Annotated in this window: 21 protein-coding genes and 5 pseudogenes; 7 read left to right on the top strand and 19 right to left on the bottom strand. The window is 56.8% G+C overall.

Annotation, left to right across the window (positions count from 1 at the left end):
- Positions 1-455 precede the first annotated feature (455 nt).
- The 4 genes from AO268_RS26795 to AO268_RS26775 form a co-directional block, all read right to left on the bottom strand.
- Complete coding sequence (locus AO268_RS26795) at positions 456-761, bottom strand: hypothetical protein (RefSeq protein ID WP_011600727.1); 306 nt, start codon at positions 759-761, stop codon at positions 456-458.
- Positions 762-1155: 394 nt separating this feature from the next.
- Complete coding sequence (locus AO268_RS26785) at positions 1156-2172, bottom strand: ParB/RepB/Spo0J family partition protein (protein WP_011600726.1); 1017 nt, start codon at positions 2170-2172, stop codon at positions 1156-1158.
- A gap of 155 nt (positions 2173-2327) precedes the next feature.
- Positions 2328-3461, bottom strand: coding sequence for a ParA family protein (locus AO268_RS26780; RefSeq protein WP_011600725.1), 1134 nt, complete (start codon positions 3459-3461; stop codon positions 2328-2330).
- A 209-nt stretch (positions 3462-3670) separates the two neighbouring features.
- Entirely contained in the window at positions 3671-4150 is a 480-nt protein-coding gene (locus AO268_RS26775; RefSeq protein WP_011600724.1) for a hypothetical protein, read from the bottom strand.
- Between the two features lie 1024 nt (positions 4151-5174).
- Between AO268_RS26775 and AO268_RS26770 the strand changes: the two genes are divergently transcribed.
- Positions 5175-6041, top strand: a complete 867-nt coding sequence (locus AO268_RS26770; RefSeq protein WP_011154372.1) for a replication initiation protein — start codon at positions 5175-5177, stop codon at positions 6039-6041.
- Positions 6042-6417: 376 nt separating this feature from the next.
- On the opposite strand, the gene AO268_RS26765 is transcribed toward AO268_RS26770, so the two are convergent.
- The 3 genes from AO268_RS26765 to AO268_RS32505 form a co-directional block, all read right to left on the bottom strand.
- Complete coding sequence (locus tag AO268_RS26765; RefSeq protein ID WP_099170365.1) at positions 6418-7443, bottom strand: IS110 family transposase; 1026 nt, start codon at positions 7441-7443, stop codon at positions 6418-6420.
- Between the two features lie 125 nt (positions 7444-7568).
- Positions 7569-7910 (bottom strand): hypothetical protein, encoded by a 342-nt coding sequence (locus tag AO268_RS26760; RefSeq protein ID WP_016502326.1) that lies wholly within the window; start codon positions 7908-7910, stop codon positions 7569-7571.
- A gap of 100 nt (positions 7911-8010) precedes the next feature.
- Entirely contained in the window at positions 8011-8331 is a 321-nt protein-coding gene (locus tag AO268_RS32505; protein ID WP_141562847.1) for a hypothetical protein, read from the bottom strand.
- A gap of 147 nt (positions 8332-8478) precedes the next feature.
- On the opposite strand from AO268_RS32505, the gene AO268_RS26755 reads away from it, so the two are divergent.
- The 4 genes from AO268_RS26755 to AO268_RS26740 all read left to right on the top strand — a co-directional run bounded on the left by AO268_RS26755 (position 8479) and on the right by AO268_RS26740 (position 11862).
- Complete coding sequence (locus AO268_RS26755; protein ID WP_099170364.1) at positions 8479-9981, top strand: 3'-5' exonuclease; 1503 nt, start codon at positions 8479-8481, stop codon at positions 9979-9981.
- Between the two features lie 59 nt (positions 9982-10040).
- The gene (locus tag AO268_RS26750) at positions 10041-10226 is read left to right on the top strand and encodes a hypothetical protein (protein WP_043094363.1); all 186 of its coding nucleotides are present in this window, start codon (positions 10041-10043) and stop codon (positions 10224-10226) included.
- A gap of 198 nt (positions 10227-10424) precedes the next feature.
- Positions 10425-11396, top strand: a complete 972-nt coding sequence (locus tag AO268_RS26745; RefSeq protein ID WP_011077913.1) for a DNA replication terminus site-binding protein — start codon at positions 10425-10427, stop codon at positions 11394-11396.
- Positions 11397-11571: 175 nt separating this feature from the next.
- Positions 11572-11862, top strand: coding sequence for a hypothetical protein (locus AO268_RS26740; RefSeq protein WP_011077912.1), 291 nt, complete (start codon positions 11572-11574; stop codon positions 11860-11862).
- A gap of 178 nt (positions 11863-12040) precedes the next feature.
- Here the strand turns inward: AO268_RS26740 and AO268_RS26735 are convergent.
- A pseudogene (locus AO268_RS26735) lies at positions 12041-12763 on the bottom strand (endonuclease); the annotation flags it as partial.
- A 23-nt stretch (positions 12764-12786) separates the two neighbouring features.
- A complete protein-coding gene (locus tag AO268_RS26730) occupies positions 12787-15756 on the bottom strand; it encodes a Tn3 family transposase (RefSeq protein ID WP_011600773.1) in 2970 nt (989 codons plus the stop codon).
- Positions 15757-15863: 107 nt separating this feature from the next.
- On the opposite strand from AO268_RS26730, the gene AO268_RS26725 reads away from it, so the two are divergent.
- Together AO268_RS26725 and AO268_RS26720 are read left to right on the top strand one after the other, a co-directional pair.
- Positions 15864-16424: a recombinase family protein gene (locus AO268_RS26725; protein ID WP_441344182.1), complete on the top strand. Its 561-nt coding sequence runs from the start codon at positions 15864-15866 to the stop codon at positions 16422-16424.
- A gap of 75 nt (positions 16425-16499) precedes the next feature.
- Positions 16500-17270 (top strand): annotated as a pseudogene (locus tag AO268_RS26720) (AraC family transcriptional regulator); the annotation flags it as partial.
- Between the two features lie 61 nt (positions 17271-17331).
- Here the strand turns inward: AO268_RS26720 and AO268_RS33345 are convergent.
- From AO268_RS33345 to AO268_RS26655, 10 genes and pseudogenes are all read right to left on the bottom strand, one after another.
- Positions 17332-17887: pseudogene (locus AO268_RS33345) on the bottom strand (IS66 family transposase); the annotation flags it as partial.
- Positions 17888-18235: 348 nt separating this feature from the next.
- Positions 18236-19486 (bottom strand): benzoate/H(+) symporter BenE family transporter, encoded by a 1251-nt coding sequence (locus tag AO268_RS26700; protein ID WP_004574812.1) that lies wholly within the window; start codon positions 19484-19486, stop codon positions 18236-18238.
- A gap of 186 nt (positions 19487-19672) precedes the next feature.
- Positions 19673-19963 (bottom strand): annotated as a pseudogene (locus AO268_RS26690) (transposase); the annotation flags it as partial.
- A pseudogene (locus AO268_RS26685) lies at positions 19954-20361 on the bottom strand (OprD family outer membrane porin); the annotation flags it as partial. The pseudogenes AO268_RS26685 and AO268_RS26690, both read right to left, overlap by 10 nt.
- A 271-nt stretch (positions 20362-20632) precedes the next feature.
- The gene (locus tag AO268_RS26680) at positions 20633-20824 is read right to left on the bottom strand and encodes a 2-hydroxymuconate tautomerase (protein ID WP_003454301.1); all 192 of its coding nucleotides are present in this window, start codon (positions 20822-20824) and stop codon (positions 20633-20635) included.
- A gap of 49 nt (positions 20825-20873) precedes the next feature.
- The gene (dmpH, locus tag AO268_RS26675; RefSeq protein WP_004574814.1) at positions 20874-21668 is read right to left on the bottom strand and encodes a 2-oxo-3-hexenedioate decarboxylase; all 795 of its coding nucleotides are present in this window, start codon (positions 21666-21668) and stop codon (positions 20874-20876) included.
- A complete protein-coding gene (dmpG, locus tag AO268_RS26670) occupies positions 21665-22702 on the bottom strand; it encodes a 4-hydroxy-2-oxovalerate aldolase (RefSeq protein ID WP_004574815.1) in 1038 nt (345 codons plus the stop codon). Before dmpG ends, dmpH begins: the two co-directional genes overlap by 4 nt.
- Positions 22703-22712: 10 nt before the next feature.
- The gene (locus tag AO268_RS26665) at positions 22713-23651 is read right to left on the bottom strand and encodes an acetaldehyde dehydrogenase (acetylating) (protein WP_004574816.1); all 939 of its coding nucleotides are present in this window, start codon (positions 23649-23651) and stop codon (positions 22713-22715) included.
- A 14-nt stretch (positions 23652-23665) separates the two neighbouring features.
- On the bottom strand, positions 23666-24451 hold the full coding sequence (dmpE, locus tag AO268_RS26660; RefSeq protein ID WP_004574817.1) for a 2-oxopent-4-enoate hydratase: 786 nt from the start codon (positions 24449-24451) through the stop codon (positions 23666-23668).
- Positions 24452-24462: 11 nt separating this feature from the next.
- Entirely contained in the window at positions 24463-25311 is an 849-nt protein-coding gene (locus tag AO268_RS26655) for an alpha/beta fold hydrolase (protein WP_099170366.1), read from the bottom strand.
- Between the last annotated feature and the right edge of the window lie 16 nt (positions 25312-25327).

Raw genomic sequence — 25327 nt, 5'->3', positions numbered from 1 at the left:
CGTAAACTGGTTGCAGAACGGCAACACCTATAAAAAAGTTGTCTCATAGCACAGCATAAGCTAGGGCCATGCCTACAGCAAACATTAGGCCATCACTGACCATTTAAGGCGTGATAAGTTTCATTAATTTGATGCTTTTTGAGTTTTTTGACCGCCGTAAGCTCGATCCCTTCCTACAGAAGGAAAGTGAGCTGGCTGTGGTTGAAGCATAGGTTATCGCGGAGATCTATGTAGATCATTTCCTGTCCGGAGCCTGGGACAGCGCGTGGACAGCCTCCCTTGGAGCTTCTGTGCTAGGCCTGCGGCTCTCGGCCTACTCTCCGTGCGTACTCAAGCAACCAGAGTAGCGAATGATCTGGGCGGTCAATTGCGATTCCTGCAAAGGGGTGCGCTTGTGAGCTTCCTGGATATCGATTTCAAGCGCCTCGACCTCAGAGCATGGCATCGGCCTCGGTTCACTCACACTCACTCACTGACACCTTCGGCCTTAGCCAGCCTTGCCTACGCACCTCCCCCATCGCCGCTTCCAGCTCAGGAATCGAGGAGATGTCGCAAGACACCGTTGGCTTTTTTCCTTTGCGGTCTGTGGGCAACTGCAATATGACTTGCTCAGGATCGCTTAGAGAAACCTGGAATTTTATGCTCGGAAGCCCGCTGAAGATGATGCTCGCCTTCGTTAGGTTCAACTCAGCTGAAGCCTGCCGCACCTCACCTTCGTGCTCATACGCCAGCGAGATACGGTGTTTGGTTGAATTGCTCATAGATAACCCCTGGCGCTTGGTCTGCGCAAATTTGCGTGACGCTTAATGCTTTGTTTTGAGCCCGCGCCTCGCCGCGGATGAACCGATCTTCGCTGCTCAACATGTGAATCCGCGCGGGGGCTGAACACTTCAGCCAGTGCTCTGAAATCACTGAAAACAGCTCGATACGGCTTAGGCCGAGCAAATGCTCAGGCTCAATCTTTGGCAGCTGTGCGAGAGCGGTGAATCGTGTCTGCGGTTGCACCACTCTGAGTTCTGGTTGCGCGACTGCGGTTGCCATATATCCCTATCTCGAAGTCTGAAAAACCATATTCTGTCATGGCACTTCGCCTTCGTGTTCACGTTTTCTAACCAGTTTCGCGTCTGAAATCATTCATTACAATATAATTGATAATCATTCGCTTGCAATGAGGGAGCGATCTATGGTCTTCAAAAAGGCCTCAAATTGTTCAGCCAGCCGCTTCGCGTCGACAGTTTTCTCGCATCGAAGCTCGAACTTTTTCCCATCTACACGAACCTTGCCTATCCCACTGATCTCTTTGTCGGTGAACTTGCTCGGCGTTTTCTGCTGATCACGCGAGGCAACCTCCTTCGCTAACCACCGAAGAGCATGTTCCTGCGTCCATTGATGATCGCGCATAGAGGTAACTGCTTGCAGAAGCAGCGCCGGCTCGGTACGACTGAATTCAATGAAGTCTTTTGCCCATTTCCCACCGATAAGCCCTGGATTCGTGTCGAGTATCGCTCGAACCTCCTCTGGCAGATCCATTAGGAGAAGGCATCTGCTAACTATCGAATGGTTGACCCCTACTCTGCGCGCCAGAGCACGAATCGAACTTTCTTCCCCAGCTCGCATAATCGCGGCATAGGAACGACCGCGCTCATACTCGGTTAGAGCTTCCTGTCCCTCGTTGTCGGTCAAGGCCAGGATTTTCGCCATTGCATCCGTAACGGAGCGAACATAGGCGGTGACGGTTTCTCTGCCCAGCAGCTTGTGAGCACGCCAACGACGCTCGCCGCCGATCAGCTCATACGCTCCTTCCCCTATAGGACGAACCGTCAACGGCTTTACCAGCCCAACAGAGGCGATCGAGTTCGCCAGATCCTCAATAGCAGCCTCGCTGAAGGTCAGGCGAGGCTGAAAGGGAGATACCCGAATCGACTCGACCCTTACTTCAGCGAGGACGCCGCTATCACTTGCGGCAAGAGATTCATCGCTATGGCCTGGCGTTGGAGCTGCAACCGGGGTTGGAACTGGAGCGCTGTCCTCCTGTTCCGCCCTTTGCGCTGCGAGCATGTCTGCAACGGAAACCCTGAGATTCGGCTCAGCAATTTCCGCTGGCGGGCGAACCCCGGTGACCCAAAGAGGGGGGGTCTTTTTTTGACCTGGGTAATCCTCCGACTTGGCCATACTTCCTCCGAAACCTAGTGGTGGTGCTCCGAGCACCACTCATATTCTCAAGTTATAAGTGGTGCTCCGAGCACCACCATTTTCTGAACTCGCTGAGTGGTGCTCCGAGCACCACTCAAATCTAACGGCTCTGGTGCTCCGAGCACCACCTCAAATCACTGAGCGGCCAGATCGCGTATTCGTTTCAACGCCTCACCGAAAACACTGCGCATCGAGTCAATAGTCTTGGAAGAGGCACCTTTCCAGACCAGCAGGGGAACGCCTTGATCAAGCGCTTTACCGTAATCCTCGGAGTAATAGAGTTTTTCTTCAGATACCCGACCAGGGAAAAGATCGTTCAGGACGACCAGGTTGTTGAGGATGCGTTTGCGGTTGCGGATGAACATCGTAGGGATAGCGAGCACTCCCGGAGAGCGGCGATATGCTTTCGCAAATCGAACCATCCAGTCGTTTAGCCGCATCAGCGCCCTGAATGAAAACTTATCCATCCGTACAGGGCAGAGCACAAAGTCGCTGGCAACAATGGAGTTCTTGGTGAGCCTGGAGGCGGTAGGCGCGTTGTCGAACAGAATCACATCATAGGAGGAGATATCGACACCTGGGATTTCTCCGCTACGCGCCCGCTCAAGCCACCCTGCATACCAGAAGTCCATATTGTTTTCGGCATCGAGTGCCACGGCCAGGTCTTCCAGATATGCATCGGCAGGAATCAGGTGTGGCCCGTTCTCACCGAATGGCTTCTTGACGACTTCCTCGAAAGTCATCGGATCAAAGCATCTCACCCGGAGATCGGGACTCAGGAGGCTGCCAAAATGGCCGGCGACATAGCGATCTGCTGGTATTCCCATCGCCTCGAGATCTGATAGTGCGAGATCTGGATCGTAGCCAAACACGCTGGACGAATCGCCCTGAGGATCGTTATCAACGCAAAGCACCCGCAGACCTGCAAGCTGAAGGAATACAGCAAAGTTGACTGAGGTTGTCGTCTTTCCGGTACCGCCTTTCTGCACGAACGTTGAGATAACAATCTGCCGAGGCAGTCCCTTTGCGTAGCCTTTCGCTCGGCGAAGCGCAGCGATGTCAAAAATATCGCGAAGCGTATAAGCCCTTGAGGTGACAGTTCCTCGCGGAACCCGGCGAATCTCGATGCCGTTTTCGTCTTCAATATCTTTGAGGCGACGGGTGGTAAGGCCGAAGCAGTCGGCCGCGAACTGGGGAGGATAGAGGAGGGCGTCGAAGTCGGTGTAGTTGACCGTTTCTTCTTCAAACTGCTCGCTTGACTGCTGCATGACAATCCCTGCATTTGCTGAATACAGGGGGATGATAATACGTAACGCCATATTTTCAAGGCTAAATCATGGTACGGGCCTTTTTTCCGCTGCTTATCCCGAACTGATGGCTAGGTATCCTGCCGATCAGTTCGGGTTTATGGCTGTTTTTTATGGTTTGAAGCGAACTGGTTTTTGTATGGAAAGAGGAGGGCTGTTCTGTGAATTAATTAGGCGTACTGTTTTTGAGCTTGGGTGCGTGCGCGTTTGAAGTCGGCGCTGATGTAATTGACTGTGAATTGGGTGTCCAGGGGATGCGATTCGACAACCACCTCGGTGGAGCCAGACAAGAAAGTCACGTTCTCAAAGCCAAGGCTGGATTCATCAGTGCTGATTTGCAGCTGGCTCCTCAAGCCATTCAGCACCTCCTCCAGGTGGAGCTTGTCAGCTTTTACCGTAGCGACATCCAGGACCCCTTCAGCGTTGAAGGCCAGCTGAATGTCAGTGACACCCTCGAGGTTGACCTCCCACTCTGAAAGGTTAAGTACCGGCCCGCCGGTGTAGGAAGTACCAATCTTGTCGATGATGGTGTAGTGCTGCTGGACGTCTACGATCGTCGTAACGCCTACAGCTAGGCTTACCGGCTCCGGCGCTATAGCAGTCATGCTGAGCAGATAAGCTGCGACGCCCGCGAAAGCGGCAGTATTCATTGGGTTCCTCCAGGTCGTGTTCGGTTGGGATCATTTTCTCCTCGCCGACCTGGTGGGTGTGCTGCTTTCGAACCGAATTGTCGTCGGAAAAACGGCCCTCGGATTCTGAGTCTGCTTTTGGCTTTGGTTTTGGCCTTTGCTTCTCAACCTTCAGAAAATCAGCTTTTCAGTTTTAAAAGCCTTTTAATTGTTTTTCTCTTGTTGTTCTCTTGTTTTTAGAAGGCTGGAGCCCTTGTGCCACGGGGCCTCCAGAGGACTATCGACTACAAATTACGGCATTGCGACTACAGATTCCGGCTTTGCGACTATGGATTACGGCTGATGCGACTACAGATTCCGGCTGTGACGACTACAGATTCCGGCCGTTATCCACAGGCCAGATGAAGGCCCTGGGCTGCGTCTAACGACTACAGATTCCGGCTGTTGGGTTGTGCACATAGCACGATTTTGAGTTTTTATGGCTCGATTTCAAGCCATTTTGTGCTTTGAATTTGCCAGACTGGCCTTTGCCTACGGCAAAAACTCTGTAACTCCTTGTTTTTAAAGGATATTTATGTTTATTCGCCGTTTCTTTGACGTTTCTCGATGTTTTGCCCCAATCCTGCGTGGAATCGCCAATAAATAGTCTTTCCTGTCCTCACCTGAGCCTATCGACTACAGATTACGGCTGCGATAGCAGCCATTTGCTCGATACGACTACAGATTACGGCTATGCCTGGACGGCCTTTGCCCGTAGCAGTGCCACCAAATTCTTTGCTATCGACTACAGATTACGGCTGCGGATCGAAGGTGCCGCGGACCATCGACTACAGATTACGGCTGTTGTACGGGGTGGACGGAAGCCTATCGACTACAAATTACGGCTGCTATCTATCGACTACAGATTCATGCGATGCCGAGCCAAGTGAACAGGCGGTGATCTGCGGGGCCCGTGGTTACTGGGGTCGAGAGATTAAAAAATTCCTGGGTATCGACTACAGGGGAAACTCTCTGTAGGGTTTCGTTACTAATCGTAGGGCCAGTTATGTCCAATTTACCCAAACCTACCAAGCCGGAACCTAAGCCGCTCCGGGTCACGAAATCCAATACGCTGATTACCGCATCGTACCGGCTGACTCTCAACGAGCAGCGATTGATCCTCGCGGCTATTAGCAAGCTCGATCCAAGAAGGCCCATGCCGAAAAAGGTGTCAGTGTCGGCCGTGGACTATTCGGATATCTACGGCGTCCAGCTCAGGCATGCCTATGAGCAGATGAAAGTGGCAGCTGATGAGCTATACGAGCGCGATATCAAGACCTTTGACGGGTCTGGAATGGAGCGAAAGCGGTGGGTTGATCGGGCCAAATATCTGGATGGTGAAGGTCGCGTTGAATTGTCGTTCACCATCCATGTCATGCCCTATCTCACGATGCTGTACAGCAAAGTGACCAGCTATGATCTACGGCGCGTTGCCTGCCTGGACTCAAGCCATTCGTTCCGGCTATTCGAGATGCTGATGCAGTTTCGGAAGACTGGATGGGCCTACATCGAGGTTGAAGCCTTGCGGGTCGCCCTTGGCTTGTCGGATGCCTATCAACGATTCAACAACCTTCGCCAGAGAGTCATAGATCCGGCAGTTGAGGAGCTGAAGACTAAGAGCAATCTGGATGTCAGCTACGAGTTGAGGAGGGAAGGGCGGAAGGTGATCGCAATCAAGTTCACCTTCTGTGACCTCGCACAGCTCCCGCTTAATCTGGAACTTGACCCTGAAGATCTTCCCCCGCTTCCTGAGTATGACCCTGCCGAAGAAAGCGAATGGCTGATCACGAAGCCTTTGGGTGAGTTGGCTGAAGCACAAGAAGCCGGTCTGCTGTTCGCTGTTTCGGCAGAGGAAGGAGAGCAACCAGATTAGCTTGCGTCGTCATCTGACGACCGTTTGTGCCTTTGTGAGCAGTGTCGCCGGTGCCGGTTTTTTCCGCTTAGGTATTCGAATCGTCATTTGCCGTCCTTTTGGTGCCACTTCCACAAAAATCTATGGTCCCCCCCATTTTTGCAATACTGATTAACGGGTGGTGTGGTTGGCTTGCTTAAATCTATCCGGCGTCTGTTTGGGGCAAGCCCCAGCGCCACGATGAGAGTCGCGCCTGGCGATCCTTAAAAACCCGTCGGCTTCTGCAGCCGATTTTTGTGTCAGGATCTTCGCCAGGCCGGTGTGCCGTTCACATCATCTGTTGTTCAGCTATCGCAAAACCTGAAGGGTGAATCGTGGTACTGCAACAACCGCAGGGTCAGGCGTTCAAGGCGTCTGGCCCTGCTTCATATTGAGTATGGTGGGCGGCTATCGCCCAAGCGATACGCGCCAGTTTGTTAGCCAGGGCACAGGCCACGACATTCGAGTGTCGCCGACTTAGCAATGAGCGCACCCAATCGGCCAAGGCTCCTTTTTGGTGCTCCAGATTCTGCATATAGACCCTGGAACACTGCACCAGCAGTTGTCGCAGGTGCTTGTCACCCCGCTTGCTAATCCCCAGCAGGTTGGCCTTGCCGCCTGTGCTGTACTGCCTTGGCACCAAGCCCACTGAGGCGGCAAAGTCACGACTGCATCGGTACTGCTTGCCATCGCCCATCTCCACAGCCAGCAGGCTGGCAGTGATCGGGCCCACACATGGAAGGCTCAGCAAACGACTACCCAGATCATCGTCGGCCAGTTGGCCCGCCAGCTCTTTGTCCAAGACCTTGATTTGCTCATCCAGGTAGGCAAAGTGGTCGTGCAGGCGTTGCAACAATACCGTCAGACGAACGGGTAATTCATGCTCGGTCAAGACGTTTGCCAAACGCTTCATGATGGCCAACCCTTTGGGCAGGCTGATCCCAAACTCCAGCAAGAAACCGTGCATCTGATTAGCCGTTTTGGTGCGGTCATGCACCAGCGATTCGCGCATCCGATGTAGCACGGACAGGGTTTGCTGGGATTCGGTTTTAGGCGTGACGAAGCGCATGGATGGGCGGGAAGCGGCTTCACAGATTGCCTCAGCGTCGACAAAGTCGTTTTTGTTGCCCTTGACGAAGGGCTTAACGAACTGCGGGGAAATCAGCTTGGCCGTGTGCCCCATTGCCGCCAACTGACGAGCAATATAGTGCGACCCCGCACAGGCTTCCATTACCACGACACAGCTCGGCGAGTTGCCGAAAAACTGCATCATCTGCGCTCGTGAACATTTTTTGCGAAATACCTCACGGCCCAACTTGTTCTGGCCGTGCAGGTGAAAAGTATGTTTGCCGAGATCGATACCGATCAGTGCTGACTCGCTCATGATGATGGCCTCCGAAAACAAAACACCCCGTGAAAGCGTAGCCCTCACAGGGTGTTGGGGGTGACCATCTCATTAACCCGCCTTAATGGCGGGTTTTTCTTGGCCCGGTCTGGGGCGCGCAGCGCTCAGTAATTAGGTACAAGCGTGAAGAGGCTTCGCCGCCATTGGCATACATCCTCGCCTGATGCTCGGCCTGCATTTTTGAGCGCGTCGAAGACGCTCAGGGCAAACGACATTGCAGCCTGGTCGTCTTCGTGGAGGTCGACAATCACAACCGGAAACTGGTCGCCGTCATCAGCATCAGGTGTTGCTATGGCGACTGTCTGAATCCCCCAGGTGATGCCGTCATCGTAAGGTTCTACAACAAATCGCTTGAGCCGGCGAATCATGCCGTCACGAATCATCTGAATCAGATCGGTGCATACCGGCTCCGATTGGCGCTGCTGGAAAAGTTGGATGGCTGTCATAAGCTACGGCTCCCTTGATCTGCATTCATCCTGCCAGCAGTCCCGTAAATCCCAAACGGAATTCCCCTGGCTTTGTTCGGCATCGGATTGGCGGCGAACCCTAGCATTCTTTTTTCCCTTGGTTGGGCGTGCCATTCCCCGCGGGTGGTGGCGGAAGTTCAACAAGGGAGGGAGTGGCTACGCAAAATGCTGTTTGCATGCCAGAAACATCGCCGTCCCAACACTCGCATTCGGCATCCCAAGCTTCTCGATCAAAGTGGAAGATTGTCCCAAGATCAACAGCCCCATCCAGGGTGGCGTATGTCCCGCTCAAAGTTCCGTTGATCAGCACCGCGTAGCAATCGTCGCCGATTTGCAATGCTTTCCCTGGATTGGCTTCAAGAAGACGCTGATAGGAAGCAAGGGTCTCGTCGTAAGTCATGGTTGCTGCTCTGATTCCGGGTGTGAGAAGACATTGCCACCTCTCCAGGAATACCCAAATCCTGTAGATGGCAGAGCTAGCAGCCCCTGCTTGGGTTTGTGCGTGGCTATGCAACCATGGAGGCATATCAGAACGGAGATCCAAGGGATGAACTTCACCCACGAACAGGGGCCTGCGATTAACTCGTTGGCCCGTATCGTCAAGCTTGTGGCTTTTGCTGGAACTGGGAAGACCACCACGCTTGTTGGCTATGCCAAGGCTCGGCCTCAATGCCGTCTGCTCTACCTCTGCTACAACAAAAGCGTCGAGATTGCTGCCAAGCAAAAGTTTCCGCCGAACGTGACGTGCAAAACAGCCCACGGCTTGGCTTATGCGTCGATCGGATCGAAGTACAGACACAAGCTCACGAGCAACCTGCGCCTGACCGACATCGCAAGAATTATCGGCTCACAGAACTGGGAATTGGTGCGCAGCGTGCAAGAGACGCTGAACAATTATTTGGCCAGCGCGGATGACGACATCGAGCTATGTCACTGCCCCGTCAACAAGCTCAAAACGGAGCGAATGAAGCGCGCCGCCGGCAGCATCGTAGAGGGAGCCAGGCAGCTTTGGTTGCAAATGTGCGACATCCAAAACGAGGCTGCGAATATCACTCACGATGGCTATCTCAAGCTTTGGGCACTCTCGAAACCAAATCTGCGGGATCGTTACGATATTGCGCTTGGAGACGAGGCACAGGACATCAATCCAGTGATTGCTGGTGTGCTTGCGCAGCAGGCGGCATACGGAATGGGCGTAGTCGTTTGTGGTGATGGCCATCAGATGCTGTACCGCTTCAGGGGGGCCGTAGATGCTCTCAATGCAACCTGGCTCGACAAAGCGGAAGTCCACTACCTCACTCAGTCGTTTCGGTTCGGGTCTGCCGTTGCGCACGTCGCAAACATGGTTCTCGCGTTCAAGGGTGAATCCCGCCAACTGGCTGGGCTTGGCGGCGAGACTCGTGTTTCCAAGGCACTACCTGCTGACCTTGAACATCGCACCGTACTGTGCCGGACGGTGGTTGGAGTGATCGAGACGGCGCTGGCCAATGTAGAGACTGGTGCAAAGATCTACTGGGTTGGTGGGATCGAGGGTTACAACCTCCAGGATCTTGAAGACCTACATGCGCTATCGAAGGGGTGGCGTGACCGAGTGAAGGGGAAAAAACTCCTCCAGGAATATCCTGATTACGATCTCTACAAGCAGATTGCCGATGAAAGCCAAGACCCTGAGATGAACCGCTCGATCAAGATCATCGAGCAGTACAGCGCGGATCTCCCGGAGTTGTTTGCCAAGCTGCGGCGCAATGCGGTCACTGATGAGCTTGAAGCCACCATCACCCTCAGCACCGCGCATCGTTCGAAGGGCTTGGAGTGGGATGTGGTGCAACTGGCTGAGGATTTCACCTTCGATCCATTCAATCCAGAGAACGAAAAGGAACCATGGATTGATGAGATGAACCTCCTCTACGTCGCGTGTACCCGCGCCATGCGAGTTCTTGCTGTCAACTCGACGATGTTGGAGATCATGAAAGAATTCGTCGACCGGCGTGACGGCCGCAAGCCAAATACCCCGATGGTTTTCAGGAAGAAACAGGTGGCTGCCGCGTAGTGCTCCTCGAGCATTCTTCGACTTTTGAAAATCACCCACTGATCACAGGAGATATTTTCATGCCCATTTCCAGCGACCAGGCAGCTTTGCTTCAGCAGCTGCGGAATCAAGGCTATGTAGTCTTGCTCGTTGAGCCGAGCGAAACTGAACACATCAGTCGAGAAAGGTTGGAGAGCCGTTTGCGGGCCGATGCTGCGGATCACATTGAGGATCTGTTGTCCCTTGAGGCAGTCCAAATTCGTTGAGCTGACACGTAGCAAAAAAAAGCCCGTTTCGAACGGGTTTTTTTATGAGCGGATTTTGGGATACTCGATAATACCACCCCTTCAATCGCGAGATCGCTTTTCGCACCCTCGGCGTCGCTCCTGGTTAACATGGTGCGGAGGGGGAGGAGGGCATACGGTATAGCCGTAGTGAAGGGGTGGTATTATGAGGAATCCTAGATGACTGACGCAATTGTCTCCGCTTACGAGCGCTTGGTCGAAACCGTTGAGGCTTTCAATGAGAAGTGGCCCGCATTGGTTGTCGGCGGGATGATATGGCGCATCCCGCTCCTCACTGAACAGAGGACGCCATCTCGAATTAACGTCCAGGTACTGACAGGAACTGACGCGATCAAGGCCGCTGTAGAGGCGTTACGCGAGTTTGAGCGCGATCTCGGCCAGGCTCCAGGTACCGTGCTGCGTTTGCCGGGGTACTTTATCCTCTCCGGATCGATACTCGATGAGGGCAGGGCGGTGAACCGCTGCAAGAGCGAGCTGGTGGATGCGATCGAGGCTGAGCGAGTGTTTCGCAACGTTGCCGTCAGCCGCCGTTCCCACATCATGCGCCAGGCCCTGGGGAAAAATTTCTCCCTCAACCAGCTGAAGCGCGCAATCCAGGTTTTTGATGCTGCCCCAAGACAGATCACATTCACCTGGGCCGGTCACACCTCAGGAAAAGAGCGTGTCACTGTTGGCCACGTCCGTGAGGTGCTGCTCGCCGAGGCCCATGAAAAATCTATGGCCACCGGCGAGCCGGTGGTGAATAGCCCCCAGTGGATCGATCTGCGCAGCATTGCGAATATGGCTGAAACCGATATGCTGGATGTGCCAAAGCCCATCGCTCCGCATCCGCGGGCCATGCTGTGGTTTTCCGAGCGCAGCCGGTATGACGCAATGCTGCATGCCAACCTTCCATTCTTCGTACTCGATGGGCAACCCGCTGCAAGGATCGTTGGCCTCAAGAACTTCGATAGAGACTCGCGATCAGCAAAACGACCAGACGTAAAGCAACGGTTGCCGGCACTCCCTGGGGGGCGCTTTTTCGTAGCCTCATCCACTGCGGACCCAGTTGCTCAGGAGCCCGGCGCGCCAGAGACACCTGAGGTGCTATCGACGTACCGAGAGTCAGTAAAAGGCGTCGTTGATCAGTAGACTTACCCTTTATAAACAACAGCTTAGACTTCTTATAATCTTTGTTATGTTAAATTCGGTAGCAGCCTAATAATTAGGATGCGTCCTTTAGCCTCGCGCTTTGATGCTCTACCCAAATAGCTGGTGAACCACGTACGCTCTGCTGAGGCCGCTTGCATTCCGCCAGCTGCCTGAAATGGAGATCGAGAAGATGATGATTGATGGCGTTGAGAAACGAATTGAAGCCGGCGTGAATACGGCCCTGGACATGGTTGAGGTACTGGTTGCAGCTGGCCAGCCCCTCAAAGCTGCGATTGCCACCTCGCGAATACTCACGATGGAAGTTGTCCGCGAGTCTCTGGCAAAGAACCTGGCGAACAAAAGCGGCTCGGTGATTACTCACACCTTGGCCACTACGCCAGCCCATTCTGGTCCGGTACCGGCCCAGCACACTGCAAAAACGAAACAGCATCAGACCGTTGATTGATCATCGAGGCCGGCCGGGAGATCTTCACGATACACCCGGCCAGGCACGCAAAACTCGCTCCCTCACCTCACGCTTCCCGTCAGCACGGGCTGTAACGACCGCACAGCGCCCTGGAGGCTCAGGAAGGGTTAACCTGGCCCTGAAGGCTACAAAACCGCATATCCCCTCCGAACGGCCCTTATCGGCAGTTTCCGGCCCGTTTGAAACCCGCAGCTTCGGCGTCCGCAGCGCTCGCAAACTCTACCCGGTTGCGCGTTCCGACTTTTTCATAGCTCGGACAGCCCACTGGCAGGTGGTAAACATTGCTATTGCGGTTGCCAATCACCGGCGAAAGCGAGCTGGAGGCGTATCCACCAGATACCTGGTGCTGAACTGGTTCGCTCCGAATGGCCTGTGCCATTGTGCCCGCTCCCTTCACTCGCATACCGAGATTCCAGGATCTTTCACCTGTTACGAATGGGTTGCTATGCCCCATTACTCTGGCGATCCGCCGGTCACGCTCCTGTTCCCACGCGCTCACCGGGTATTGACGATCCCAGGCCATCAGCAACTGCTGTTGTGCTCTGGACATCGATAGCCCGTAACGGTCGTGCATGTAGAAGTAGATTCGGGCTACCGCGCCCTTCACCTGGTCGCGAGGCTCTGTCACGCGCTGCTGAAAATCTGTTCTGGTCGGGCAAGCGCCGTATTGCATCGGTGTTGAGGGTAAAACGCCATAGCGAAAATTGCTTCGGTCAGCATTGACCTCGCCAACACTCACCGCAAGGTTGTGCATGTCGGCTTCCATTTTGCGAAATACCGGATCGGTATCGATGCAGTTCTTGCGCCCCCCGTTCTGCCAACACTGCCGCTGGCTGCCGAAGGCGTATGCTGGCAAGACGTGCTCCCATTGGGGTCGCCTCAGAAAAGGGATTTCAAAGTACGCTAAGCCAATTGCAGTCGTCGTAACGGTCTGAATTTTCCCGCACCAACCTTGGTGTTGCGGCGCCACAGGTAATCACCGGTCAGGTTGATGTGCTCCCACCCCAGCGGCGACAGGTACTGCAATAGCGATTCATCGACTGCGTGACCATGTCCGTGCAATGCGTTGGCGGACCGCTCGAGGTAAACGGTGTTCCACAGCACTATGGCAGCGGTCACCAGGTTGAGACCGCTGGCCCGGTAGCGTTGCTGTTCGAAACTGCGGTCACGGATTTCGCCCAACCGATTAAAGAACACAGCTCTGGCCAGCGCATTGCGCGCTTCGCCCTTGTTCAGCCCAGCATTCACGCGGCGGCGCAGCTCAACGCTTTGCAACCAATCTAAAATAAACAATGTGCGCTCGATGCGCCCCAATTCGCGCAGGGCGACGGCCAGGCCGTTTTGACGCGGATAGCTGCCGAGTTTCCTGAGCATCAACGAGGCTGTTACGGTGCCCTGCTTGATCGAGGTGGCTAGCCGCAGGATTTCATCCCAGTGGGTACGAATGGCTTTGATATCCAGCTTGTCTTTGCTAATCATCGACTTAAGCCCGTCATAAGTCATATTGCCCTTGGGGATGAACAGCTTGGTGTCGCCCAGGTCACGGATACGCGGTGCGAAGCGAAAGCCGAGCAGGTGCATCAGACCAAAGACGTGATCGGTGAAACCTGCTGTGTCGGTGTAGTGTTCCTCAATGCGTAGGTCGGCTTCGTGATACAGCAGGCCGTCTAGCACATAGGTCGAGTCGCGCAGTCCCACGTTGACTACCTTGATATGAAATGGCGCGTATTGGTCGGAAATATGTGTGTAGAACGTTCGCCCTGGGCTGCTGCCATATTTCGGGTTGATGTGACCGGTGCTCTCGGCTTTGTTTCCCGTCCTGAAATTCTGGCCGTCTGACGAGGACGTGGTGCCATCTCCCCAATGCGTGGCAAAGGGATGCCGTAACTGCGCGTTTACCAGCTCCGCCAGTGCTGTCGAATAGGTTTCGTCACGGATATGCCAGGCTTGCAGCCAGGACAGTTTGGCGTAGGTAGTGCCAGGGCAAGACTCGGCCATCTTGGTCAGGCCCAGATTGATCGCATCGGCCAAGAGGGTGGACAGCAGTAGGTACTTGTCTTTGGCTTCGTCGCCCGATTTCAGGTGCGCGAAGTGCCGGGTGAACCCCGTCCACTCGTCCACCTCCAACAACAATTCGGTGATCTTGATGTGCGGCAGCGCCATCGCAGTTTGGTCAATCAGCGCTTGCGCGGTCTCTGGTACTGCCGCATCCAGCGGAGTGATCTTCAAGCCAGACTCGGTGATGATGGCATCCGGAAGATCGTTGGCTAACGCCATACGGTTGACGATGGCAAGCTGCGCTTCCAGCAGAGTCAGACGGTCATGCAGGTACTTGTCGCAGTCGGTGGCCACGGCCAGTGGTAATTCACTGGTCTGCTTGAGACGGGCGAATTTTTCGGGTGGTACCAGGTAGTCCTCAAAATCCTTGAATTGACGCGATCCCTGCACCCAGATATCGCCGGAACGTAGCGCGTTCTTCAGTTCCGACAGCGCGCACAACTCGTAATAGCGTCGGTCGATACCGACGTCAGTTATCACCAGTTTCTTCCAGCGTTTCTTGATGAAGCTGGTCGGGGCATCAACGGGAACCTTGCGGGCGTTGTTGATGTTCATTGCGCGCAACACCTCAATACCATCGAACACGTCCTTGGCCGCGGGCGCAGCCCGCAGTTTGAGTACGTCGAGAAATTGCGGCGCATAGCGGCGCAGCGTGGTGTAGCTATCACCAATGTGATGCAGGAAATCGAAGTCTTCGGGCTGCGCGAGCTTTTGCGCTTCGGTGACGCTCTTGGCAAAAGCATCCCAGGACATGACAGCTTCGATGGCGGCAAACGGATCTCCACCGTTTTGCTTGGCATCCAGTAGGACTTGGCCGATGCGTCCATAAAGGCGCACCTTGGCGTTGATCGCTTTGCCGGATGCCTGGAACTGTTTCTGGTGTTTATTCTTGGCTGCGTTAAACAGCTTGCCCAAGATACGATCGTGCAGATCGATGATTTCGTCGGTGACGGTGGCCATACCCTCGATGACCAGCGCCACAAGGGTGGCGTAGCGCCGCTGCGGCTCGAACTTAGCCAAGTCAGCGGGTGTCATTTGGCCACCTTCACGGGCGATTTTGAGCAGGCGGTTTTGGTGAACCAGCCGCTCAATGCCTGCAGGCAGATCAAGAGCCTGCCATGCTTTTAGGCGTTCGATATGTTCAAGCATGTGCCGCGAGTTCGGTTTAACCGGCGACTGGCGAAGCCAGGCCAACCAGGTGGTCTGGCCTTTATCTCGGCGCTTGAGCAGGCCGTCGAGGCAACCGAGATGTGTATTCGAAAGAGGCTCGGACAAGGTTTCGTAAATGCGCCGGTTGGCACGGGTGATTGCCTCAGCACAAATGCGCTCGATGACGCTTAGTGATGGAAGCAGTATGTTTTTTTGTCGTAACCCTTTGACCAATTCCGTCGCTAACACGAAGCCTTTATCGGACTGCCATGCCAATTCATCCAGGCTATGAACACAGGGACGATAATGCCGTGTTGTGAATGGCTTAAAGTCAAAAAGCGCTTGTAATTCCAATAGGTGCTCGCGACGCGTCTCGGCGCGTTGCCCATAATCCGCCCATGCTTCAGGCGGCACCTTCAACTGCGTGGCCACCAAACGCAGCAATGGCGCGAATGGTTCTTCATCCACCGCAAGCGTTACGCCGGGATAGCGCATGTAACAGAGTTGTACAGCGAAGCCCAGCCGATTCGCAGACCCGCGCCGTTGACTAATGAGGGTCAGATCGGCGTCGCTGAAAGAGTAGTGACGAATCAGGTCATCTTTGGAGTCTGGCAACGCCAGTAAGCTTTCCCGCTCGGCGACGGAAAGAATCGAACGACGTGGCATACAGTCTCCTTTCTCATAAGTTTGTGGACACGGTAAAGTGATCCTCCCAAGACGTCTATTAATTCGTTTATCGCTACTTCATAGACGGAAGATCTAAAAATCGACTTATGAGACATTTTGCCATGCGACTTTTTGGTTATGCCCGCGTCTCCACCAGTCAACAGTCCCTTGATGTACAGATAAAGGCGCTCAAGGCTGAAAACGTCAGAGCAACCCGAATTTTTACCGACAAGGTATCTGGCAGTCACGTGAACCGCGAAGGCCTAAGGATGCTCCGGCTCAAGGTCGAAGAAGGTGATGTGGTCCTGGTAAAAAAACTCGACCGGCTCGGTCGCGATACCGCGGACATGATCCAGCTCATTAAGGAGTTCGACGACATGGGCGTGGCCATCCGATTTTTGGATGACGGCATCAGCACAGAGGGAACCATGGGCAAAATGGTGGTGACCATCCTGTCAGCCGTGGCTCAGGCCGAACGCCTGCGGATACTGGAACGGACCAACGAAGGTCGTTTGGAAGCAAAGGCCAAGGGCGTGAAGTTTGGCCGCAAACCTACGGTGGACAAAGCCGAGGTATTCACGCTCCACGGTCAGGGTATCAGTGCGATGGAAATTGCCAAACGACTGAAGATTGGTCGCTCGACGGTCTACAAAGTGCTGGCATCATAAGTTCATCTGACAGACGCGTGCTGTCAGCCCCGCCCATGCTTAGCGTACTTTAAAATCCCTTTTCTGAGGCGCCCCCACCTGCAGCTATTGCTCAAGGGTCATTGCCTTTGGCGTGGCAATGGCTTGGAGCACTATTTTGCGCCAGGCGAACTATTGGTGATCAACCCGGATGACCGCGCGGAGCTGACTTATTCGGAGGAGTGCGAGAAATTCATTGTCAAATTGCCCTCGGTTATCATTGATAGCGCATGCAATGAGCTCAATTGGCAGAAGCCGAGTGGAGGTATCCGTTTCCCCCCCCGACATAGCCTGCAGCAGCTTAATGGCTTCATCAATCTAATCGGACTGGTTTGTGACGAAGCGGAACATAACATGTCGATGACCTTGGTGGCGGAGCACTACACGAAGATCATCGCTACCAAGCTGCTCGAGACGCTCAGCAGCAATGTCAGCCGCAAAGGCTTCGTCGAAGGCAACCCATGTTTCGAGCGAGTCGTTCAGTTCATTGAGGAAAATGTCAAACGGAGTATCAGCCTTGAGCAGTTAGCGGAGCTGGCGCTGATGAGCCCACGCTCCCTCTACACCATGTTCGAGAAGCATACCGGCACCACGCCCATGAATTACATTCGCAACCGCAAGCTTGAGTGCGTCCGTGCCTGCTTGAGCAATCCCACTACCAATATACGTAGTATCACTGAGGTGGCCCTAGACTACGGCTTCTTACATCTGGGACGTTTCGCCGAGAAATACAGGAGCACATTCGGCGAGCTGCCTTCCGACACCCTGAGTCTACACAAGATGAAGTGCATCGATTCAAGGGAGTCTAGCCTGTCCTCGCTCTTTTGACTGGCTGCTTGTCGGACTTGAGCCCCGCCGTCAGGTAGAGCATCAGATTTTTTTAAAAACCATCGATCACCTCCCTGCCGTTGTCGAGACAGCGCACCAGGGCCGTCCAGCGCTTGAGGCTGTGGTCAAGCGCCTTGGAGATGGCCGTGCCTTCATGGATGCGCTCGCGCTGGGCGAGCATCCAGGTGTGCAGGGTATCGTCGAGAGGTCTGGCCTGTGCGTGGCGTATTCGCGTCGCTCGTCAGGCGGCAGTCACGCACCTCGCGCTCGATGGCGTACAGCTGACCGATATTGGTGCAGGGCCTGTCCGGCCAGCGGGCTCTGGTTGGCCACGTGCAGGCTGTAGAACTCGCGCCGGGCGTGGGCCGCGGGCCATACAGCCGATTTTGGTCACGCCTTCCCCTGCTCGAAGCAGAACTTGTAGGCGGCGAAGTCATCACAGACCAGCTGGCCTCTCCAGTCACCGAGGAAGGCACGGGCATGCTCGCCGGCTCGGCTGGGACTGAAGTCATAGACTATGGCGCGCAGCTCGGCGAACGCGCTGGCAGCATAGGCCACACGTAAACCCGCTGCGTCTTCTTCATGCCGGGCGCAAGCATTTGCACCGGGGTTTCATCGGTCGTGGTAGGGACGGCAGTTACCTGCCGCCCTCCGCTCAGATCCGTACGTGCGGGATAACCGCATAGGGCTCCTGCCTCGGGGTATGTGACGCAAAGAGATCCTCAGGATAACGATGTGCGTTTCCGGGTTTAGGTATGTAGTAGAGGTCAACGAGGCGCCCTTAACATGACCATTGATATTTGAAAGCTTGCCGTCCTAGCTAGACGGCAGACCGCCGAACGAAAACCACCAAGACGTATCAGGTTCCCCGGCGCCGCGTGGCAATTGAAGAAACGCGTTTCGGCAACCGGCTCATCTGCCTCATCAGACAACTCGGCGGTTGACATCAGGATATTCTGACAAAATCAGGAAGTCTTTTTCAGAGTTTCCTTAGGCACCATTACCCTACGCAGGCTGTCACGCTCGAGTAGCCAAGACGCGATGAATGCGAACACGAGACCCCAAAACGGAGCGCCTATATTCAGAATTGGTACACCGGCCACCGACACCACAAAGGCGACCAGAGCACCAAGCGGACACTCGCCGCAAAAGGCGCCTTGGAAAGCGCCCTGCAACGCCCGGATCATGGCCAGTCCGCCGATTAGCCCAATCAAGGCCAGCGGCACCGCCAACGCAACGGCTGTTGCGACCGGTGCAAAAAGGCCAAAAATAATCATTAAGACAGCGAAGACCATGCCGCCGATCCACTGCCGATGCTGCGCGCCGCTGGAGACGAGAATCGCGTTGGTCGGCCCGGTAAGACAGGCGGGCACCGAACCGACCACCGCGAACAGCATCGAGCCCAGCCCGGACCCCACCGTAACGGCCTTCACAGGCGGTGGGTGATCGACCTGCTGCAGTACCGCAAAGCCCTGTGCGTTCTGAATGCCCAGCACAGTTATCATGAGCGGAATGACCATCTCTACCAGAGCCTGCAGCGAGAACTCTGGCATGTACATAATAGGACGCGCTAGGAGCGTTGGCACCACGCCCAGTGGCGCGATGCCGCCCGTAGTCCAAGCTACCGCGCCACCGGCGAGCAGCGCGGCCAGCACCGGCGGCAGTCGGCTCCCTAGCGCTGGCAAGACGGAGAAGAGCATGAATACTCCGAGGCTTACGGTGGCGAGCAGCGCGTTACTGGTAAACGCGGTGACAACTTTAACTCCCAGCGGCAGGAAAACGCCGGCGACCATGCCCATGACGATGGGTATTGGAATGCGGCGCATCACACAGTTAATGAGCCCGCTCCAGCCGAGTAATGTGATGAGTAGAGCAGTTACCCAGTAGGCCCCAATGACTTCCGCAAAGCTCAGGTGGTCGAGCGCCGACGGCAGCAGCAGCGCGCCCGGGATCGTCCAGGCCATCCCTAGCGGCTGCCGGTATCGCCAGCAAAAGTACAGGCTCAGCACCCCACTGAGACCGTAGGCACCGAAGATCCAGGAGGCGAGATCTACATCGCTCAGACCTCCATCACGGCCCACCATGATAAGGATAGCCAAGGGACCCGTCACCCCGAAAAGAAAGGCAGTGATGCCGTTGCTAAGAGCGTGACTATCGAGGCGATTCGACCTGGCTTCTTCAGCACTACCCGCGGTATTCCTTTCCTCTGTTTGCAAAGTCTTTCCTCCGTCAGTAAGAACCTCCCGGAAAAGCCTAGGGATGGTCTGAAGTAGTCAGGTATTTCTGGCTGACTCCAGCCCTTGCCGATTTCAAAACGGTGATTCGGCTAAAAAACGATCAAATCATCCCCTCTTTCCGGATTTATAGCCGGCGCGAGCACCTCGCGCCGGCCATTTCCCGCATTACAGACGCACCTCTCCTGCATTCGTCAGCAAATGTCGGCGCGCCATCCACAGGTTCGACAGCGCGAACAGTGTCACCAACTGCGCGGTGTTCTTCGCCAGGCCACGGAAGCGTGTCTTCACGTAGCCGAATTGGCGCTTGATCACCCGGAACGGGTGCTCGACTTTGGCGCGCACTTGGGCCTTGGATTTCTCGATCTTGCGCTTGGCTTTGTACAGCGCACTGCGCTTACTCAGCTTCTTGTACATACTGCGGCGGGCCGCAATCTGCCAGATCACCTCCCGGCCTTCAGTTCGGTCTGCGACAGGCGCACCTTTAGCGCCGCTCCAAGGCGGCTGAAGTCATCGACCGCCTCGCCGCTATCCAGGGGTAGCAAGCCGGTATTCACCCTCTCGCGGCTACTGTCGAGTTTAATGCCCAGCATTCACAGCAGGTCGACGCCGAAACCGACTGTGCCCTGGGTGTAGCCAGAATTCACTCTGAGAATGAAGCCCTGCGCCCACTCTTCGGCCTTGGACTGCTGGTTGGGGCCCTCAATGTCCGAGAAATCCCGACTGAAATAATAGTTGCGCGCTTGCAGCGTCGCCGTGGTGTCTTCGATGAAACCGCCTTCAGCGGCTAGGGTACTGAGCGGCAGACTGGCGCTCACACACACCAGCAGACGGGTTAGGTTCGGATATTGCTTCATTTTTGACTCGCTCTTTTTTATTGTTTTTTGGAAAGCATATATATGCCACATATTTCCCGCCCACAATTCTCCGTACCGCAAGTGGGCGGCCTTGAAACCACCTCGCTACCCAGACAGGCAACTCGGCGTAACAAACGGACCAGCCGCTCTGCACTTTTCCTCGCTTCAGGCATGCTTAAAATAACAGGCAGTCACTTGCCCGCGCTCTTTGTGGCCGCGTCCCAATGCAGGTCTGGTTCCTCGACCCGAAGTGCCCTTGGGCATCTCCACTTCAGCGTCTGACCTTGCTGGCCAGTTCGCCGCCGATACCGAAGTGGCCCTTGGCCATCTCCGTGATAATCACTCGCACGCTGGTCAGCGGCGCATCCAGGGAGCGCGATATGGCCTCGCTGACCTCACGGATGAGGGTTTCCTTCTGCTCGTCGTTGCGGCCTTCAAGAATGTGGATCTGGGCAATGGGCATGTTGTGCCTCCTGAATAAGAAGGCCGCCCGGGCAGGGCGGCCGAATGGCTCAGATGAAGCGCGCGGAGACGCTGCCAAGCCCCTGATAGCGCACGGTGATGTTGTCGCCCGGCTCCACCGATACCGCAGCCGTGATGCCACCGGTCATGATGAAGGTGCCGGCCGGTATGTGTTCGCCGCGCTCTGCCAGCAGGTTGGCGAGCATCGCCACGCTGGACAGGGGATGACCGAGCACCGCGGCACCGGCGCCGAGCTCCACCACCTCGCCGTTCTTCTCCATCACCACGCCGAGGGTGCGCAGGTCGACCTCCTCGAGGCTGGCCATGCGGCCGCCGGTGATGAAGCGCGTCGAGGAAGCGTTGTCCGCCACCACGCTAATCAGGTCGAACTTGAAGTTCTCGTAGCGCGAATCGATCACCTCGACGGTCGGGATCACGTAGTCGACCGCCGCGATGACGTCGCCGATATGGCAGCCCGGGCCTGTCAGCGGCGCCTTGGTGACCACCGAGATTTCCGCCTCGATCTTCGGGTGGATCAGCTTCGAGCAATCCACGGTGCCGCCGTCCGGCACGCTGAAGTAGTCGGCCAGGAAGCCATAGATGGGCGTTTCCACGCCCATCTGCGCCATCTTCGCCCAGGAGGTCAGGCCCATCTTCAGGCCGACGGTCCGGTTGCCGCGCGCTTCCTTGCGCCGGCGAATCTCCCACTGGATGTCGTAGGCGTCAGCGAAGGTCATCTGCGGATAGTCGTTGGTGACCTTGTGGATGTCGTGGGCCTGCAGTTCGGCGTTTTCCACGTGCTCGGCCAGGGCCAGCACCTGTTCGCGGGTCAATGTACGGTTCATGCATGTTGCTCCTTGCGAGTTGCCAGCAGGTCGAGCGCGACGTCGACGATCATGTCTTCCTGGCCGCCGACCATGCGGCGCCTGCCCAGTTCTACGAGGATGTCGAGCGTCTTCAGTCCATACTTCGCGGCTGCCACCTCGGCGTGGCGCAGGAAGCTGGAGTAGACCCCGGCATAACCCAGGCCGAGGGTTTCGCGATCGACCCTCACCGGACGGTCCTGCAACGGCCGGACGATATCGTCGGCGGCGTCCATCAGTGCGTACAGGTCGGTGCCGTGGTTCCAGCCCATGCGCTCGGCCGCGGCGATGAATACTTCCAGCGGCGCGTTGCCGGCGCCGGCGCCCATGCCTGCCAGCGAGGCGTCGATGCGATCGCAGCCCTCCTCCACCGCGATGATGGAGTTGGCCACGCCGAGACTGAGGTTGTGGTGGGCGTGCATGCCGGTCTGGGTTTCCGGGTTCAGCGCCGCCTTGAAGGCGCGCATGCGGTCGCGGATGTCGTTCATGTTCATCGCGCCGCCGGAGTCGGCCATGTAGATGCACTGTGCGCCGTAGCTTTCCATCAGCTTGCCCTGCGCCGCCAGCTGTTCGGCAGGGATCATGTGGCTCATCATCAGGAAGCCGACGGTGTCCATGCCCAGTTCACGGGCATACTCGATGTGCTGTCGCGAGACATCCGCCTCGGTGCAGTGGGTGGCCACGCGCACCGAGCGGGCGCCGGCGTCATAGGCGGCTTTCAGGTCATGCACGGTGCCGATGCCAGGTAGCAGCAGCACGGTGATCCGGGCGTGCTGGATCACATCGGCGGCGGCCTCGATCCACTCCAGGTCGCTGTGCGCACCGAAACCGTAGTTGAAGCTGGAACCCTGCAGGCCATCGCCGTGGGTCACCTCGATGGAGTCGACGCGGGCCTTGTCCAGCGCGCGGGCGATGTCCTGGACGTTCTGGATCGAATACTGGTGGCGGATCGCATGGCTGCCGTCGCGCAGGGTCACGTCGGAGATATAGAGTTTCTTGCCGGGGTTGAAGGTCATGGCTCGGTCCTCATGCGTTCAGCAGCGACTGCGCCATGCGTTCGGCGGTAGCCAGCGCGGCGGAGGTCATGATGTCGAGGTTGCCGGCGTAGGCCGGCAAGTAGTGGGCGGCACCTTCGACTTCGAGATAGATCGAGGTTTTCAGGCCACTGAATGTGCCGAGCCCAGGGATATGCAGCGGCGCGGATGCGGGAATCATGTCGAACTGCACCTTCTGCTTGAGGCGGTAGCCCGGCACGTAGGCCTGCACGGCGCTGGCCATCTCCTCGATGCTGGCCTCGACCTGTGCCTGGTCGACGGCCTCGGACAGCACGAACACCGTGTCACGCATGATCAACGGCGGCTCGGCCGGGTTCATGATGATGATCGCCTTGCCCTTGGCGGCGCCGCCGATCACTTCGATGGCCTTGCTGGTAGTCTCGGTGAACTCGTCGATGTTGGCGCGGGTCCCGGGGCCGGCGGATTTGCTGGCGATGGAGGCGACGATCTCGGCGTAATGGACCTTGGCCACGCGCGACACCGCGGCCACCATCGGGATGGTGGCCTGGCCGCCGCAGGTCACCATGTTGACGTTGAGCTTGGCGAGGTGCTCTTCCAGATTCACCACTGGCACGCAGTAGGGGCCGATGGCCGCCGGGGTCAGGTCGATCAAGCGGATGCCGGGTTTGGCACGACGCAGCAAGGCATCGTTCCGTACGTGGGCAGAGGCGCTGGTGGCATCGAAGACGAAATCGATGTCGGCGAATTCGGGCAGGTTGATCAATCCTTCGACACCTTCGTGGGTGGTCGCCACACCCATGCGCTGGGCGCGGGCCAGGCCATCGGAGGCCGGGTCGATGCCCACCATCGCGCCCATTTCCAGATGCTCTGCGTTGCGCATCACCTTGATCATCAGATCCGTACCGATGTTGCCCGGGCCGATGATCGCTACTTTGAGTTTCTTGCTCATCAGGCTGTCCTCGATCAGATGAAGCGCACGCTGGCGCTGCCGATGCCGCCGATCTCGACGCGCATGAAATCGCCTGCCTTGACCGGCTCCAGCGGAACCAGCGAGCCGGACAGGATCACCTCGCCGGCCTTCAGGCCGATGCCGAACCGGCCGAGGGTGTTGGCCAGCCAGGCCACGCAGTTGACCGGCGAGCCGAGCGCCGCGGCGCCGGCACCGGTCGAGAGCAGCTGGCCGTTCTTTTCCACCAGCATGCCGCAGGTGACCAGATCGACCTGGCGCGGCGACACGGCCTGGTCACCGAGCACGAACAGGCCGCAGGAGGCGTTGTCCGCCACGGTGTCCTGGATCTTGATCTGCCAGTCCTGGATGCGCGAATCGACCACTTCGAAGCAGGGGATCACGCATTCGGTGGCGGCCAGCACGTCGGCATTGGTCACGCCCGGACCCATCAAATCATTCTTGAGGATGAAGGCGATCTCGCCCTCGGCGCGTGGCTGGATCAGCCGCTCGCTGATCGGCATGGCTTCGCCGCTGTTGTAGACCATCGCGTCGGTGAGGTAGCCGAAGTCCGGTTGGTGCACGCCGAGCATGTTCTGCACGGCCTTGCTGGTAACGCCGATCTTCTTGCCAATCACCCGCTCACCGGCGGCCAAGCGCCGTTCCAGCATACGCAAGGAAATGTGGTAGGCGTCATCGACGCTGATGTCGAAGCCACGGCTGGTCAGCGGCGTGACGGTCTCGCGCTGGACCATCGCCTGGTAGAGCTCGTCGCCGAGCTCGTTGATCAATGTCTTGTCCATATTGGTCTCTCTCAGCAATGGAGGGCGTCGGCCTCGGCGAGGAAGTTCTCGACCAGGCGGGCGAAACGCTCGGCGTGTTCGATCTGGGTCCAGTGGCCGCACTGGCCGAATACGTGCAACTGGGCGCAGGCGATCCATTCGGCCAGGGTCAGCGAGGCCGCCAGCGGAATCACTTGGTCCTCGCGGCCATGGATCACCAGTGTTTCGTGGGGCAAGGCGCGGATGTCCGCTTCGTCGCTGGCCAGCCCGTCGACCCAGCGCTGGCGCGGGGCGGGGAACATCTGCGCGAACGACTCCTGAAAACCGGGGCGGATGCTGGCCTGGTAACGCAGCTCGGCCAACTCGTCGGTGACCAGGCTGCGGTCGTAGGCGAAGGTGTCCATCAGCCGGCGCATGGTGGCGAAGGACGGCTCATAGCCCCACACATCATCCAGGCCCGGGGTGATCGGAAAGCTCACCCCGGCGCTGCCCATCAGCACCAGCCGGCGCACGCGCTCGGGGTGGCGGATGGCCAGGGCCAGGGCCAGGCCGCCACCGAAGGAGTTACCGACCAGATCGGCCTGTTCGATGCCCAGGGCATCCAGCACACCAAGCGCGTGTTCGACCCAGCGCTGTTGGTGGTACTGACCATCGGCCGGGCGTTCGCTGTAGCCGAAGCCCAGCATGTCCGGGGCGATCACCCGGCGGCGCTTGGCCAGCTCGGGCATCACCAGGCGCCAGTTGGCCCAGGCGGTGACGCCGGGGCCGGAGCCGTGGATCATCATTAGCGGGAAGCCTTCGCCGCTGTCGTGCAGGTTGGTGCGGTAGCCGGCAGCGATAATCTCTCGACCGATTTCAGGGCTTTGCTGCGGTGCGTTCATGACCAGGTCCTCAGAG

This window comes from Pseudomonas sp. ICMP 8385 (genome assembly GCF_002699915.1).
Taxonomy (GTDB): domain Bacteria; phylum Pseudomonadota; class Gammaproteobacteria; order Pseudomonadales; family Pseudomonadaceae; genus Aquipseudomonas; species Aquipseudomonas gessardii.
This window is presented reverse-complemented; position numbering and strand designations above follow the sequence as displayed.